Source organism: Citricoccus sp. CH26A (assembly GCF_000224415.1).
Classification (GTDB): domain Bacteria; phylum Actinomycetota; class Actinomycetes; order Actinomycetales; family Micrococcaceae; genus Citricoccus.
Genome location: NZ_AFXQ01000003.1, coordinates 63,320 through 76,723, shown reverse-complemented (window position 1 = coordinate 76,723; position 13,404 = coordinate 63,320). Strand labels below are relative to the sequence as shown.

The following is a 13,404-nucleotide window of genomic DNA, read 5'->3' as shown; positions in this document are numbered from 1 at the left end:
GTCCTGACGGTCCAGACGACGATCCCGAGAAAGTCGATCCCATGACGAATCCCTCCCCCGCCTCTCCGGCCGCTCCCTCCGTCCAGGCCTCCGGGGTCTCCATCACCGGACTGAACAAGTCCTTCGGCTCCAACCACGTGCTGAAGGGGATCGACCTGACGGTCGCCCCCGGCGAGGTGGTCTGCCTGATCGGCCCCTCCGGTTCCGGCAAGTCCACCCTGCTGCGCTGCGTGAACCTGCTGGAGGTCCCCGACTCCGGGACCGTCACCGTGGGCGGGTTCGAGGCCACCGACGAGGACGTGGACCTCAACGCCATGCGCCGGCACGTGGGCATGGTCTTCCAGCACTTCAACCTCTTCCCGCACCTGACCGTCCTGGAGAACTGCACGGTCGCCCAGGTCAAGGTGCTGCACCGGGGCAAGGCCGAGTCGGCCGACGTCGCGAAGGCCAACCTCGAGCGCGTGGGGTTGGCCGGGATGGAGGGACGCTACCCGGACCAGCTCTCCGGCGGCCAGCAGCAGCGCGTGGCGATCGCCCGCGCACTGTCCATGGACCCACAGCTGATGCTCTTCGACGAGCCGACCTCGGCGCTGGACCCCGAGACCGTCGGCGAGGTGCTGGCGGTGATGCGCCGGCTGGCCGGCGTGGGAATGACGATGCTCGTGGTCACCCACGAGATGAGCTTCGCCCGTGAGGTGGCCGACCGCGTGGTGTTCATGGACGGCGGCGTGGTGGTCGAGCAGGGCCCGGCCGCCCAGGTCATCGGGAACCCGCAGCAGCCGCGCACCCAGGACTTCCTGGCCCGCGTGCTGAATCCCACCGACGTCGAGTTCTGACCGGGCCGGGCGGACTACGCTCGTCCCATGCCCAGTCACCTGTTCCGCCGCCCGGCGCCGGAGCGCACCTACCGGCGCCCGCGGGTGACGCTGCTCCACGTCATTCGGCGCACCGTCATGAAGCTCGTGGACATGCAGGTCTGGGACGTGGCCGGGTCCATGGCCTTCTACTCGCTGCTCTCCGTGGTGCCGGCCGCGATCGCCGTGGTGTCCATCGTCTCCCTGCTGGGCCTGGAGGACGAGACGGTGCACACCGGTGCCGAGCTGCTGCACGAGCTGCTGCCCGGGTTGAACCCGGACGTCGTCACGGCGGCGCTGCTGGCACTGGCCAACACCGACGGCGGCGTGCCGGGGGTGGTGCTGGGCCTGATCGGCTCGATCATCGCCGCCTCCAACGTGCTCGCCTCCTTCCACCGGGCCATGCACCGCATCCACGACACCCGCGAGGGCCGCAGGTTCCTGTGGTTCCGGACCGTGATCTTCGTCGAGACACTGGCGCTGATGATCGCGGTGATCGCCGTGCTGCTGCTGGTGCTGATCGGCGGTGGGCTCTCGGAGCGCCTCGGCGACCTGTTGGGGCTGCCCGCCACCACCGTGGCCGCCTGGAACCTGCTGAAGTGGCCGGTGATCCTGGCGGTGATCGTGTTCGTGGTCACCGTGGCCTACCACTGGGGGCCCAACGTGGTGCAGCCGCCCTTCCGCTGGATGTCCTGGGGCGGGCTCACCGCCGTGCTGGCCCTGTTCGCCATGACCGTGCTGCTGGGCTGGCTGGCGGAGCGCTTCGGCACGTTCGACCGGATCATCGGCACCCTGAACGGCCTCGTGGTGATCATGGTGATCGCGTGGATCAGCTACATCGTGCTGGTGGCCGGGGCCGCCTTCGACGCCGAGCTGCTGCGCGGGCGCCAGCTGGCCGCCGGGCTGCCCGCCGGGGACGTGCTGCAGCTTCGCACCCGCCACACCGGGGTGCTGGAGTTCCTCGACGAGGACACCGCCAGGGCGCGGACCACGGCCCGAGCGGTGGCGCGGTCGGTGCGCACCGGCGAGCCCGTGACGCTGCCGGCCAGCCCGTGGCTCGCCGAGGCGGACACGTTCTGGTCGATCGACGCCCTGGACCGGGAGGTCTCGACCGGGCAGCCGTATGAGGCCCGGGACCGCGCCGGTTAGATCCAGCCCTGTTCCCAGGCCACCTGCGAGGCCTCCCGCCGGGTGCCCACGCCCAGCTTGCCCATGGCCGAGGACAGGTAGTTCCGCACGGTGCCGGGGGCCAGGTGCAGCCGGTCGGCGATCTGCTGCACCGTGGCCGCGTCCCGGCCCGCGCGCAGCACGTCCAGCTCGCGGTCGGTCAGGGGGCTGCGCTCCCCGCCCAGGGCGGTGGCCGCGATGTCCGGGTCCACGTAGCGGCGGCCGGCGGCCACGTCCCGGATCACCCGGGCCAGGTCCTCGGCCGGCGTGGACTTCGGCACGAACCCGGAGACCCTCGCCCCCAGGGCACGGCGCAGCACGCCGGGGCGGGCGTGGCGGGTGACGATGATGACCCGGGTGGCCACCTGCCGCAGGATCTGCTCGGCCGCCTCCACGCCGTCCAGTCCCGGCATCTCCAGGTCCAGCAGGCACACGTCCGGCGCGTGCTCGCGGGCCGCCGCCACCGCCTGGTGACCGTCGTCGACTCCGGCGGCCACCTCGATGTCCTCCTCCAGTCCCAGCAGGCTCTCCAGGGCGCTGCGGATCATCACCTCGTCATCGGCGATCAGGACGCGGATCATCTGGGGTCTCCCTCGCTCTCTTCGGTCGTCTCAGGCATCTCGGTCGTCGTTCCCGCCGCAACGGTCCGGGGCAGGCGGGCCCGCAGCACGTGCTCACCGTCCGCCAGGGCGCCGGTCACCGTGCCGCCGTACGTCGCGAAGCGCCGGTGCAGCCCGGTCAGTCCGGTTCCCGGGACCGCCGTGGTGGAGCCCGTGGTCGAGGCCGTGGTCACCGGATCGGTGACCACGGCGCCGTCGTTGCGGACCGTCAGCACCGTCTCCTCCGCCCGGTGCTCCAGGGTGATCGTCACGGTGGCGGCCTCGGAGTGGCGCAGGACGTTGGTGGCGGCCTCTCGCACGGCCAGGCCGAACAGGGTGCGCGCCGCCGCGTCTTCCACCTCGACGGCCCGCAGGGAGGTGGCGGCGCCGGCGGCCCGGAGCACGTCCTGGGCGTTGGCGAGTTCCTCCTCGAGGGACACCTGGCGCAGGTCCCGCACGAGGGCGCGGGTCTCCTCGAGGGCCGTGCGGGCCAGGCTGCGCACCTCGTGGACGTGCTCGCGGGCCGCCACCGGGTCGCGGTCCAGCAGGCGCTCGGCGAGTTCGGCCTTGAGGGCGATGACCTGCAGGTGGTGGCCCTGGATGTCGTGCAGGTCCGAGGCGAAGCGCAACCGCTCCCGGGCCACGGCGAGCTGGCCGGCGTCGCGGCGAGCGCCATCGAGCCGGACCACGACGTCCCACCACCAGGCGGAGAGCAGGAAGACCGCCGGGCACAGCACGGTGAAGACCACCAGGGAGACCAGGTAGCGGTTCTCCGGGCCTGGACCGGCCAGTTCCCCGCCCAGCCACCAGTGCACGCCGTAGAGCGCCGCCGCGGCCGTCAGGACCACCCGACGGTGGATCCGCGGCAACACCGGCACCAGGACGTTCAGGCCCAGCCACACGGGGAACGCGCCGGTCATCGCGGCTCCCGGCAGCCAGAGGGTGAGCACCCACGCCACCGCCGGCGGGACCAGCACGAGCGCCACATCGCGCGGCCCCGGCCAGCCGCTGCCCAGGCCGGCCCGCTGCAGGTGGCACCCGTAGACCGCGCCGACGGCGCTGACCAGGAACAGCACGTCCACGGCACCCACCAGGGCCTCGGGTGCGGGGCCCGCGTCGGCCACCAGTCCCCGTTGCACGCCGAGGAAGGTCACCGGCAGGAACAGGGCGAAGAACGCCATGGAGACGAAGGTGTACCACCACGTCGCCGTGACGCCGTGGCCGGGCACCACCGCGGCCGGGTCCGCAGCGGTGCCGGGCGCCGCCGTCGGGAACTGCCCGGAGGGCCGGGGAACGGGGTCGTGGGGTTCGGTCACGGCATCCACAGTAGGCCGATGACAACTGTCACGGCCCGGTGGTGACAGGCGCCCGCGAACCGGTGACACGGCGGCACTGCCGCGGGCACCGGTACCGCAGGAGGCTGGAGACACCCGACCGGCACCGACGACGAAAGGCCCCGCCATGGACCTGGTCCAGGACCTCCAGCAGTTCACCGACTCCCTCCCCACCGCCCTGCAATTCCTCGGGGTCGCCGTGTCCGCCCTCATCCCGTTCGTGGAGGGCGAGGGTGCGGCGATCATCGGCGCGGTCGCCGGGATCAGCCCATGGCTGTCGATCCCGGTGGCCATCCTGGCCAACCTCGCCATCGTCACCGTCATCGTGCTGTCCTTCGACCGGGCCCGTACCGCGGTGCTGAACCGCCGGATCGCCCAGGGACGGGCGCCGGCACCGTTGAGCCCACGGCAGCGCAGGACCCGCCGTGCCTTCGAGAGGTACGGGGTGCCCGGGGTCTCACTGCTCGGTCCCTTCCTGCTGCCCACCCACTTCACCTCCGCCGCACTGGTCTCCTTCGGCGCCGCCAAGGGCTACGTGATCGCCTGGCAGGCCGTCGCCATCACCCTCTACGCCGGAGTGTTCGGCGGGCTGTCCTACACGCTCATGGGTGCCCTCGGCTGAGGCCCACCGGCTACGGTGATCCCATGACCTACTCGCCCGGACCCCATGACCTGACGGCCCTGATCGGCAGCACCCTGGATGCCGCCCGGGCCAACCCGCACGGCCGGCACGGAGACCTGCTGCTGCGCGACGGCCACTTGCGACAGTCGATCATCGCGCTGACCGACGGCGCCCGGCTGGCCGACCACAACGCCCCACCGGCGGCCACCCTCCAGGTGCTCCAGGGATCCCTGGAGGTCACCGCCGGCATCGGGGGCGACCAGCGGCTGGGCGTGGGTCAGCTGGTGCAGCTGACCAAGGAACGCCACGGCGTGCTCGCCCTCGAGGACAGCGTGTTCCTGCTGACCACCGTCACGGGGGTCGAGGAGGAGAGCCACGGCTGACCGGCCCGCGGTTCAGAGCAGCAGCAACCCGGGCTCGTCCAGCACGGTGACCCGGTTGCCGCGGCCGAGACGGACCAGGCCCTGGTCCGCGAGCGCGTGCAGGCGCCGGGACAGGGTCTCCGGGGTGGTGCCGAGGTAGGAGGCCAGGTCCTTCTTGGGCATCGGCAGCCTGTACTCGGAGCCCGGTGCCGCGCCGGCCTCGGCGGCGGCGGCCACGAGGTACTCCCCCAGCCGGGACTCCACGGAGCGGCCGGTGATCTCCGCGACCTGGTGCTCGGTCGCCTCCAGCCGGCGGGCCACGGTCCGCAGCATGGTCATGGCCACCCGGGGGTAGGCCGCCAGGAACCGGTCCATGTCCGCGCGCGCCAGGGAGCAGACCTGGGCGTCCGTGGCCGCCACGGCCAGGGAGGTGACCGGTTCGTCGCTCAGCAGCGCGTGCTCCCCGGTGAAGTCCCCGGGTGAGAGCACCCGCAGCAGCTGCTCGTTGCCGTTCTCCAGCACCCGGGACTGCCTGACCCGTCCGGAGTGCACGATCTGCAGGCCGGGGCTGTCCCCGATCGAGTAGACCACCTCGCCGCGCCGGTAGGGCCGGGTGATGACGCGTTCGGCGATCCGGTGCCGGTCCTCCTCCTCCACCCCGCTGAACAGCGGGACGCTGGACACGCAGGCGAAGCGGTGCTCGTGGTCGAGCAGGTCTGCGCTGTCCGGCCTCACGCCCGGCTGTCCCCCTCCGGGCCGCTCGGGGTGGGCTCCACGGGCGTGTAGTGCTCCCGCAGGTGCGGGTGGAAGTCGGCGAAGTCCACGGCCTCCACGTCGCCGCCCTCCAGCGCCGCCTCCAGCCGGTCCAGGTAGTACTCCCAGCCGGGGCCGACGTCGGGGGCCATCTGCTCGAAGCCGGCGATCGGCTGGGTGAAGACCAGTGCGGTGCCCCTCCCGGTGTCGGCGGAGTCCAGGGTGAGGCGCAGGCGCCAGGCCGCCCCGGCCGGGTCCTGCAGGACCACGTGGAGGCGGTGGGGCCGATCGCAGGCCTCGATGGTGCACTGCCCCGGCTGGTCCGGGGCCTCGACCATGGCCAGCTGCACGCTGCCGGTGGCCGGGTCCCCGGTGTAGGTGCCGTACCACCTCGCCAGCAGCGCCGGGTCCGCCAGGTGGTTCCACACGTCCTCGACGGCGTGCGGGAGGGTCCTGGTGATCTGGATGGCCGGTCCCTCTGGGCCGTCGATGATCCGGCCGGTGGGCTCGCGCGTGGTGTCCGGGGTGCTCATGCGGTCATTCTGGCACGCTGGGACCATGACGGATCCAGCCCCCACCTCCCCGTACTCCCCGTACTTCCCGGATGAGCGCTCCATGCACGAACGGATGATCGCCGGGGAGCCGTACCTCGCCGACGACCACACGCTGGAGGCGCTGAACACGCGTGCCGAACTGCTCTCCGAGCGGTACAACGCCACCTCGGTCACCGAGCTCGCCGAGCGCCGGGACCTGCTGGGCGAGCTGCTCGGCACCTGCGGGGAGGGCGTCGTCATCCGTCCGCCGCTGCGCGTGGACTACGGGGTCAACCTGCACGTGGGGGACCGCACCTTCGCCAACTTCAACCTCGTCGCCCTGGACTGCGCGCCGATCCACATCGGGGCGGACGCGCAGATCGGGCCGAACGTGCAACTGCTCACGGCCACCCATCCCCTGGAACCGGGTCCCCGCCGGGACAAGTGGGAGGGCGCCGAGGCGATCACCATCGGGGACAACGTGTGGCTCGGCGGCGGCGTGATCGTGGGCCCGGGCGTCACCATCGGGGAGAACACCGTGGTCGGCGCCGGTGCGGTGGTCACCTCGGACCTGCCGGCGAACGTGGTGGCCGTGGGCGTGCCCGCACGCGTGATCCGCGAGCTGCCCGCGGATCCCGACGGCGGCTGGTCCCGGATGGCGGTCGAGGGCGCCTAGCCTAGCCCCCGGCCCGGGGGCCGGAGGACCCGGCGGCGTAGTCCAGCAGCGGGGCGGCCCCGGAGCCGTAGGCGGCGGTGATGCCCTCGGTGATGCGCCAGCCCTGTTCGGCTCCCTCGCCGCTGACGGTGAAGGCCCCGCTGCCCTCGAGCACCCAGTGCAGCAGGGAGCCGTAGGCCGTGAGGCCGGGTTCGGGCAGTTCGGAGCTCAGCACGGTGCGGGTCATCCCGCGGGAGTCGAACGGTCCGCCGGCGTTGAGCTCCAGCGCGATCCGCTCGTCCTCGAAGCCGATCCGGAGCACGTCGGCCGGCGGCGGCCCGCCCGCCGGGACGTGCCCGGCGTCCAGCGGCGGGCGGCGGAACACCACCGAGATCTCCTGGCGCGGGGAGCCGATGGCCTTGCCGGAGCGCAGCACCACGGGCACCCCGCTCCATCGCCGGGAGTCCACCTCCACGATCACCTGCGCGAACGTCTCGGTCTGCCGCGAGGCGTCCACGCCGACCTCGTCCACGTAGGCGGGCAGCGCGCGCCCGTCCACGGTGCCGGCGGTGTACCGGCCACGGACCACCACGGGGACGTCCGCGCCGTGGTCAGGCCCGTCCGGCCACAAGCGGGTGGCCCGCAGCACCTGTTCGGTGCCGGCCGGGACCGCCACGCCGTCGAACCGGTCCGGCGGGTCCATCATCGTCAGGGCCATGACCTGGAGCAGGTGGGACTGGATCATGTCCCGGGCCGCCCCCGTCCCGTCGTAGAACCCGGCGCGGCCCTCCAGCCCCAGGGTCTCGTCGTAGGTGATCTCGATCCGTTCCACGTGGTCCCGGTTCCACACCGGTTCCAGGATGCGGTTGGCGAAGCGCAGCCCCACCAGTCCGAGCACCCCGGGCGTGGCCAGGAAGTGGTCCACCCGGAACACCCGCTCCTCGGGCAGGAACCCGGCCAGCAGCTCGTTCAGGCGCCGTGCGGACTCCTGCCCGGACCCGAAGGGCTTCTCCAGCACCAGGACGGTGTCCGGGGGCAGCCGTCCCTCCGCGTGCAGTCCCGCCAGCTCCCGGCAGGCGTCCTCCGTGACGCCCGGGGGCAGCGCGAAGTACAGCCCGGTGGGACCCTCCGCCTCCGCCAGCAGGGCGGCCAGGTCCCCGGCGTCGGCGGCGTCCCCGGTGACCCAGCGGACGGAGGCGAGAGTGGCCCGCACCGCGGGGAGACCGAGCTGGACGTCGTCCAGCACCTCGGCGAAGGCCTCGCGCACGGTGGCGGCGAAGTCCACGTCCTCGGTCCGGCCGACGCCGATCACGGTGATCCCGTGCTGGGGCACCCCGGCGGCCAGGCAGGTGGCCAGTCCCGGCAGCAGCAACCGGCGGGTCAGGTCCCCGCCGGCGCCCAGGATGGCGAGGGTGCCCAGCTCCGGTGCCCCGGGCCGGGGGCCGGGGGCGTCTCGGCCGGCAGGGACGTCGGCAGGGAGGTCGGCGGGATCGGCATGGCTCATGGTGCCACCGTAGCGCCGGACGCTGCCCATCAGGCCCGGGTCGTGCCGGCCAGGGTCATGCGGGTCCGGGTCGTGCGCGTCCAGTTCGCCGGACGCGCCAGGGGCCCGCCCCGGCAGAACCGGGACGGGCCCCTCACGGCGACCTTCAGGGCATCAGATGCTCTTGCGGGTCTCCTGCAGCTTCTTGCGGGCCGCGCGCAGCGCCTGCGTCTGCTCCTCACGGGCCTTGTTGATGGCCTCGGCCTTGGCGTCCGCGGCGGAGCGGATGGCGTCGGCCTTGACCTCGGCCGCGGCGGTGAGCTTCTTGGCCCGGCGGGCGGCGGCGGCGTTCTTGCGGCCGACCCGGTTCACGGCGCCGTCCACCATCAGGGCGGTGCCGATGCCGAAGAGGAACACGTCCTTGGCCACGGCGGTGCCCTGCTCGGTCGGCCGGATGCCGTCGGGCTCCGTCATGCCCTCGGTGTTCTTGTACATCGACAGCAGCCCCGTGGAGAAGGCGGTCAGCGCGGCGCCGGCGAGCCAGCCCGGCACGAACGGCAGCAGCAGCGCGGCACCGACCCCGAGCTCCCCGGCGGTGAGGAACTGCTTGAACTGCTTCGGGGTCATGTCCTTCAGGAACGGCACGCCGTTGGCGGCCAGGTCCCGCATCTGCTCGGCCTGTTCCTCCGAGATCTTGGTCTTGTTGATCCCCGAGTTGAGGATGAAGGCGCCGGCGGTCAGCCGGAGCGGGATCTGCGCGATGCTCATGGGGTGGTCCTTCCGGTATTCGGGCTCGTTCCTGTCTCACCTTATAGCCACCCGGGGGCAGAAGTGCACGTGCCGGCGCACGCGCGATACTGGGGGCATGACCGAGAACCTCTGGGCCCGGATGGTGGCCAACGATCCCGAGCACTCCCGCCGCTACGCAGAGCGCTGGCGGTCCCTGGCCGCCGAGGGCATGGACCTGCACGGCGAGGCCCGGCTGGTGGACGCCCTGTGCCCCCGGGGCGCGCGCGTCCTGGACGCCGGTTGCGGCACCGGCCGGGTGGGTGGGTACCTGGCCCGCGCGGGGCACCGCGTCACCGGCGTGGACCTGGACGAGCACCTGATCGACGTGGCCCGCGAGGACCACCCGGACGCCGACTGGTACGTGGCCGACCTGGAGACCCTGGACGCGGCCACCCTCGCCGAGCTGGGCGAGGAGGAGCCCTTCGACCTGATCCTCTCGGCGGGCAACGTCTTCGGCTTCCTCTCCCCCGGGTCCCGGCAGGACGTGCTGCGCCACCTGCACGCCGCCCTGCGGGACGGCGGTCGCGCGGTGGTCGGCTTCGGCGCGGGGCGCGGCTATGACTTCGAGGAGTTCGTGGACGACGCCGGCCAGGCCGGGTTCCGGCTGCAGGGCCGGTTCGCCACGTGGCAGCTCGACGAGTTCACCCCGGAGGCGGACTTCCTGGTCGCCCTGCTGGTGCGCTGAGGGCCCGGGGTCACTGCTCCTCGGCGCCGAAGGCGTCCTGTGCGGCGTCCATGAGCCCCTCGATGCTGAGCCGCACCATGCCCATCATCGCCCGCTGCACCCGGGCGGCGGCGTCGCGGTCCTCCCCGGCCAGCAGCTCCAGCAGCACGGTGGGGACCACCTGCCAGCGCATCCCGAAGCGGTCCTGGAGCCAGCCGCAGGCGACCCCCGTCCCGCCCCCTGCCGTGAGCGCGGACCAGAAGTGGTCCACCTCCTCCTGGTTCCCGCACAGCACCTGCAGGGAGACGGCGTCGGTGTACGGCACCGGCCGGGCGGGGTCGTTGAGCGCGACGAAGCGCTGGCCGTCCAGGGTGAAGGACACCGTGAGCACGTCACCGGCGCGCAGGTGCACCTGGTCCCCGCCGGGGACCACGTCGATCGCGCTGCGCCTTACCTCGTCCAGGTGGGTGTCGGGCCGGTAGGCGGAGAAGGCGTCCACGTAGAACCGCGCGGCCTCCTCCGCCTGCCCGTTGGACCACAGGCAGGTGACCAGCTGGGGCCGGGATCCTGACTCGGTCATGACGGTTACCCTTCGTCGGCGTTGTCCGTGATCCATTGTCACGCCGCCCGCGCCCTGAGCACCACCTTGCGCAGCTCGCCGGACCACAGCACCCCGGAGGCCAGCGCCAGGCACGCCAGCCACTGGTCCCAGCCCAGGGCCGCCGTGCCGAAGGCTCCCTGCAGCAACGGCAGGTGCACCACGAGGACCTGGGTGACCGCGCCGAAGGCGATGGCCGCCCACAGCCAGCCGTTGGTGAACAGCCGGTGGAAGGCGGAGACGGTCTCGGACCGGGAGTTCAGGGCATTGAACAGCTGGGCGAACACGAGCGTGGTGAACGCGGCGGTGCGCGCCACCTCCACCGTCTCCGCGCCCTCCACCAGTCCGCCGGGCAGGTGGAGGTCGATCGCGAACAGGGTGACCACGGCCATGACCAGACCGGTCCAGAGGATCCCGGCCCACATCCGCCCGTCGACCACCCGGTCCCGCACCCCGCGCGGCGGCCCGGCCATGACGTCCTCCGCCTCGGGGTCCACGCCCATCGCCAGGGCCGGGCCGGAGTCGGTGATGAGGTTGATCCACAGGATCTGGGTGGCCAGCAGGGGTACCACGATCCCGTCGTCGTGCCCGGCCAGGCCCAGGAACCCCGCCAGGACCACGCCGAGGAACATGGTCAGGACCTCGCCGGTGTTGGAGGACAGCAGGTAGCGCAGGAACTTCCGGACGTTCCCGAAGATCACCCGGCCCTGGCGCACCGCGGCGACGATGGTGGTGAAGTCGTCGTCCGTGAGGATCATGGCGGCGGCCTCCTTGGAGACCTCCGTGCCCGTGATGCCCATGGCCACCCCGATGTCCGCCTTCTTCAGGGCCGGGGCGTCGTTCACGCCGTCGCCGGTCATGGCCACCACGTGGCCCTCCGCCTGCAGGGCCTCGACGATGCGCAGCTTGTGCTCGGGGGCGACCCGCGCGAACACCGTGGCCCGCCGTGCCGCCGCCCGCAGTTGCGCCGCGTCCATCGCGTCCAGTTCGGGACCGGTGACCGCCCCCTGCCCGGTGTGCGCGATCCCCAGGTCCTGGGCGATCCGCAGCGCCGTGGCCGGATGGTCGCCGGTGATCATCACCACGCGGATCCCGGCCCGGCGGGCCTGCGCCACCGCCTCGGCGACCTCCGAGCGCGGCGGGTCGATGATCCCCACCGTGCCGACGAAGATCAGGTCCTGCTCCAGCGCCAGGCCCGCCCCGGCGTCGAAGGCACCGTCCGGGCCCACCGCGCCCGCGTACTCGTGGACGGTCAGCGGCCGGTACGCCACGGCCAGCGTGCGCAGGGCCTCGCGGGACATCGACTCCACGTCGGCGGCGACGGCGGCCCGGTCGGCCTCGGTCAGCGGGGCCACCTCCAGCCCGGTGCGGACGCGGGTGCAGTGGCGCAGCAGCACGTCCGGAGCCCCCTTGGCCACCAGGACCGGCCGGCCGGCTCCGGGCCAGCCGGCATCCGCCGGAGCGCCCGGGCCCGTGTCCGTGTGGTCCCGGTCGTCCACGATGACCGACATCATCTTGCGCTCGGAGGTGAAGGGCACCTCCGCCACGCGCTGGAACCGCGCCTCGCGCATCCCGGACAGCCCGGCCTTGCGCTCGGCCACGACGAACGCCGCCTCGGTGGGATCCCCGACCACGACCCAGTGCCCGTCCTCGTCCTGGCGGACCTCGGCGTCGGAGGCCAGGGTGCCGCCGGCGAGGACCACGATGTCCTCCTCGCGCAGGTCCAGCTCGGGGTCGTTCTCCAGCAGCGGGGTGCCCTCCAGCAGCACCTCCCCGTCCGGGGCGTAGCCCACCCCGGTGACGTGCGACTCCCCGGAGGAGGACCGGACCTTGAGCATCGTCATCTCGTTGCGGGTCAGGGTCCCGGTCTTGTCCGAGCAGATGACGGAGGCCGAGCCGAGGGTCTCCACGGAGGCCAGGTCCTTGACGATCGCATGGCGACGGCTCATCGCCTGCACGCCGAGCGAGAGCACCACCGAGAGGACGGCCGGCAGCCCCTCGGGCACGGCCGCCACCGCCAGGGAGACGCCGACCAGCAGCACGTCCACCGCGTCCTGCAGCGAGGAGACCCCGCTCGTGAACGCGATGGCCGCCATCACCACCACGGCGATCACGACGACCGCGATCCCCAGGGTCCTGCCGATCCCGTCGAGCTCCCGCGTCAACGGGGTCGGCTCCCGCTCCGTGCCGGCCAGCAGCGCGGCGATGTGCCCCATCTCGGTGTCCATGCCGGTGGCCGTCACCACGGCCCGGCCGATCCCCTGGGTCACGGCGGTGCCCTTGAAGACCATGTTGACCCGGTCGCCCAGGGGCACGGCCGCCTCCAGGACGGCCGTGGACTTGGTGACCGGGACGGACTCACCGGTCAGGGCGGCCTCGGCGACCTGCAGCGAGGAGGCGCTCAGCAGCCGGGCGTCCGCGCCCACCGAGTCCCCCTCGGCCAGGACGAGCAGGTCCCCGGGCACCAGGTCCGTGGCGGGGACCCGTTCGGTGCGCCCGTCCCGGACGACCGAGACGGTCACGGCGGTGAGGTCCTGCAGTGCCGCCACCGCATCCGCCGCCCGGGCCTCCTGGACGTGACCGAGGACGGCGTTGAAGACCACGATGACGGAGATGACCGCGGCGTCGACCGGCACCCCCGCGGCACCCTCCACCGCCCAGACGAGCAGGGAGACCGCCACGGCGGCCAGCAGCAGGTAGATCAGCGGGTCCGTGAACTGGCGCAGGAACCGCCTCCAACCGGGCTCGGGCGGGGCCGTGGCCAGCTCGTTCGGCCCGTACGCCCCGAGCCGCACGGCTGCCTCCGCGGCGGACAGCCCGCGGTCCGGGTCCGTGGCGACGTGCCGGACGAGGTCCTCCGCCGCGGCCTGCGTCCAGTCCCGTCCGGCGGCCGGGGTCTCGGCGTCCACGTACTGCGGGTCGGCGTCCTGCGCCATGGGCCCTCCTGGACTGGGCTCGTCGGGGCTTCTGGGGCGCAGGATACTCCCCCGG

Annotated in this window: 14 protein-coding genes; 6 read left to right on the top strand and 8 right to left on the bottom strand. The window is 73.0% G+C overall.

The window, feature by feature from the left end; genetic code table 11:
- Positions 1 to 41: 41 nt before the first annotated feature.
- Both CITRI_RS0102785 and CITRI_RS0102780 read left to right on the top strand, forming a co-directional pair.
- Entirely contained in the window at positions 42 to 836 is a 795-nt protein-coding gene (locus tag CITRI_RS0102785) for an amino acid ABC transporter ATP-binding protein (protein ID WP_010143062.1), read from the top strand.
- A 27-nt stretch (positions 837 to 863) separates the two neighbouring features.
- Positions 864 to 2,003, top strand: coding sequence for a YihY/virulence factor BrkB family protein (locus CITRI_RS0102780; protein ID WP_010143061.1), 1,140 nt, complete (start codon positions 864 to 866; stop codon positions 2,001 to 2,003).
- Here the strand turns inward: CITRI_RS0102780 and CITRI_RS0102775 are convergent.
- Positions 2,000 to 2,602, bottom strand: coding sequence for a DNA-binding response regulator (locus CITRI_RS0102775; protein ID WP_010143060.1), 603 nt, complete (start codon positions 2,600 to 2,602; stop codon positions 2,000 to 2,002). The genes CITRI_RS0102780 and CITRI_RS0102775 overlap by 4 nt on opposite strands.
- On the bottom strand, positions 2,599 to 3,936 hold the full coding sequence (locus CITRI_RS18275) for a sensor histidine kinase (RefSeq protein WP_010143059.1): 1,338 nt from the start codon (positions 3,934 to 3,936) through the stop codon (positions 2,599 to 2,601). The genes CITRI_RS0102775 and CITRI_RS18275 overlap by 4 nt, the downstream gene beginning before the upstream one ends.
- Before the next feature lie 145 nt (positions 3,937 to 4,081).
- Here CITRI_RS18275 and CITRI_RS0102765 point away from each other — a divergent pair, with 145 nt between their 5' ends.
- Both CITRI_RS0102765 and CITRI_RS0102760 read left to right on the top strand, forming a co-directional pair.
- Positions 4,082 to 4,576 (top strand): small multi-drug export protein, encoded by a 495-nt coding sequence (locus CITRI_RS0102765; protein WP_010143058.1) that lies wholly within the window; start codon positions 4,082 to 4,084, stop codon positions 4,574 to 4,576.
- A 23-nt stretch (positions 4,577 to 4,599) separates the two neighbouring features.
- Positions 4,600 to 4,959 (top strand): cupin, encoded by a 360-nt coding sequence (locus CITRI_RS0102760; protein WP_010143057.1) that lies wholly within the window; start codon positions 4,600 to 4,602, stop codon positions 4,957 to 4,959.
- A gap of 12 nt (positions 4,960 to 4,971) precedes the next feature.
- Here CITRI_RS0102760 and CITRI_RS0102755 read toward each other — a convergent pair whose 3' ends face one another.
- Positions 4,972 to 5,673, bottom strand: coding sequence for a Crp/Fnr family transcriptional regulator (locus tag CITRI_RS0102755; protein WP_010143056.1), 702 nt, complete (start codon positions 5,671 to 5,673; stop codon positions 4,972 to 4,974).
- Positions 5,670 to 6,224, bottom strand: coding sequence for an SRPBCC family protein (locus CITRI_RS16045; protein ID WP_010143054.1), 555 nt, complete (start codon positions 6,222 to 6,224; stop codon positions 5,670 to 5,672). The genes CITRI_RS0102755 and CITRI_RS16045 overlap by 4 nt, the downstream gene beginning before the upstream one ends.
- A 25-nt stretch (positions 6,225 to 6,249) precedes the next feature.
- On the opposite strand from CITRI_RS16045, the gene CITRI_RS0102745 reads away from it, so the two are divergent.
- A complete protein-coding gene (locus CITRI_RS0102745; protein WP_237708970.1) occupies positions 6,250 to 6,900 on the top strand; it encodes a sugar O-acetyltransferase in 651 nt (216 codons plus the stop codon).
- Between the two features lies 1 nt (position 6,901).
- Here CITRI_RS0102745 and CITRI_RS0102740 read toward each other — a convergent pair whose 3' ends face one another.
- Positions 6,902 to 8,383 (bottom strand): glucose-6-phosphate dehydrogenase, encoded by a 1,482-nt coding sequence (locus CITRI_RS0102740; RefSeq protein WP_141565916.1) that lies wholly within the window; start codon positions 8,381 to 8,383, stop codon positions 6,902 to 6,904.
- 153 nt (positions 8,384 to 8,536) lie between these two features.
- Positions 8,537 to 9,130 (bottom strand): hypothetical protein, encoded by a 594-nt coding sequence (locus CITRI_RS0102735; RefSeq protein ID WP_010143051.1) that lies wholly within the window; start codon positions 9,128 to 9,130, stop codon positions 8,537 to 8,539.
- Between the two features lie 97 nt (positions 9,131 to 9,227).
- On the opposite strand from CITRI_RS0102735, the gene CITRI_RS0102730 reads away from it, so the two are divergent.
- On the top strand, positions 9,228 to 9,836 hold the full coding sequence (locus CITRI_RS0102730) for a bifunctional 2-polyprenyl-6-hydroxyphenol methylase/3-demethylubiquinol 3-O-methyltransferase UbiG (RefSeq protein WP_010143050.1): 609 nt from the start codon (positions 9,228 to 9,230) through the stop codon (positions 9,834 to 9,836).
- A gap of 10 nt (positions 9,837 to 9,846) precedes the next feature.
- Here CITRI_RS0102730 and CITRI_RS0102725 read toward each other — a convergent pair whose 3' ends face one another.
- Both CITRI_RS0102725 and CITRI_RS0102720 read right to left on the bottom strand, forming a co-directional pair.
- Entirely contained in the window at positions 9,847 to 10,395 is a 549-nt protein-coding gene (locus CITRI_RS0102725; RefSeq protein WP_010143049.1) for a VOC family protein, read from the bottom strand.
- A gap of 38 nt (positions 10,396 to 10,433) precedes the next feature.
- Complete coding sequence (locus tag CITRI_RS0102720) at positions 10,434 to 13,349, bottom strand: cation-translocating P-type ATPase (protein WP_010143048.1); 2,916 nt, start codon at positions 13,347 to 13,349, stop codon at positions 10,434 to 10,436.
- Between the last annotated feature and the right edge of the window lie 55 nt (positions 13,350 to 13,404).

What these genes read in the sequence shown, in the direction of transcription:
- CITRI_RS0102775 (WP_010143060.1), bottom strand. Translation starts at nt 2,602, where the DNA reads ATGATCCGCGTCCTGATCGCCGATGACGAGGTGATGATCCGCAGCGCC.
- CITRI_RS0102735 (WP_010143051.1), bottom strand. Translation starts at nt 9,130, where the DNA reads ATGAGCATCGCGCAGATCCCGCTCCGGCTGACCGCCGGCGCCTTCATC.
- CITRI_RS0102780 (WP_010143061.1), top strand. Translation starts at nt 864, where the DNA reads ATGCCCAGTCACCTGTTCCGCCGCCCGGCGCCGGAGCGCACCTACCGG.
- CITRI_RS0102760 (WP_010143057.1), top strand. Translation starts at nt 4,600, where the DNA reads ATGACCTACTCGCCCGGACCCCATGACCTGACGGCCCTGATCGGCAGC.
- CITRI_RS0102765 (WP_010143058.1), top strand. Translation starts at nt 4,082, where the DNA reads ATGGACCTGGTCCAGGACCTCCAGCAGTTCACCGACTCCCTCCCCACC.
- CITRI_RS0102720 (WP_010143048.1), bottom strand. Translation starts at nt 13,349, where the DNA reads ATGGCGCAGGACGCCGACCCGCAGTACGTGGACGCCGAGACCCCGGCC.
- CITRI_RS0102785 (WP_010143062.1), top strand. Translation starts at nt 42, where the DNA reads ATGACGAATCCCTCCCCCGCCTCTCCGGCCGCTCCCTCCGTCCAGGCC.
- CITRI_RS0102740 (WP_141565916.1), bottom strand. Translation starts at nt 8,383, where the DNA reads ATGAGCCATGCCGATCCCGCCGACCTCCCTGCCGACGTCCCTGCCGGC.
- CITRI_RS0102730 (WP_010143050.1), top strand. Translation starts at nt 9,228, where the DNA reads ATGACCGAGAACCTCTGGGCCCGGATGGTGGCCAACGATCCCGAGCAC.
- CITRI_RS0102725 (WP_010143049.1), bottom strand. Translation starts at nt 10,395, where the DNA reads ATGACCGAGTCAGGATCCCGGCCCCAGCTGGTCACCTGCCTGTGGTCC.
- CITRI_RS16045 (WP_010143054.1), bottom strand. Translation starts at nt 6,224, where the DNA reads ATGAGCACCCCGGACACCACGCGCGAGCCCACCGGCCGGATCATCGAC.
- CITRI_RS0102745 (WP_237708970.1), top strand. Translation starts at nt 6,250, where the DNA reads ATGACGGATCCAGCCCCCACCTCCCCGTACTCCCCGTACTTCCCGGAT.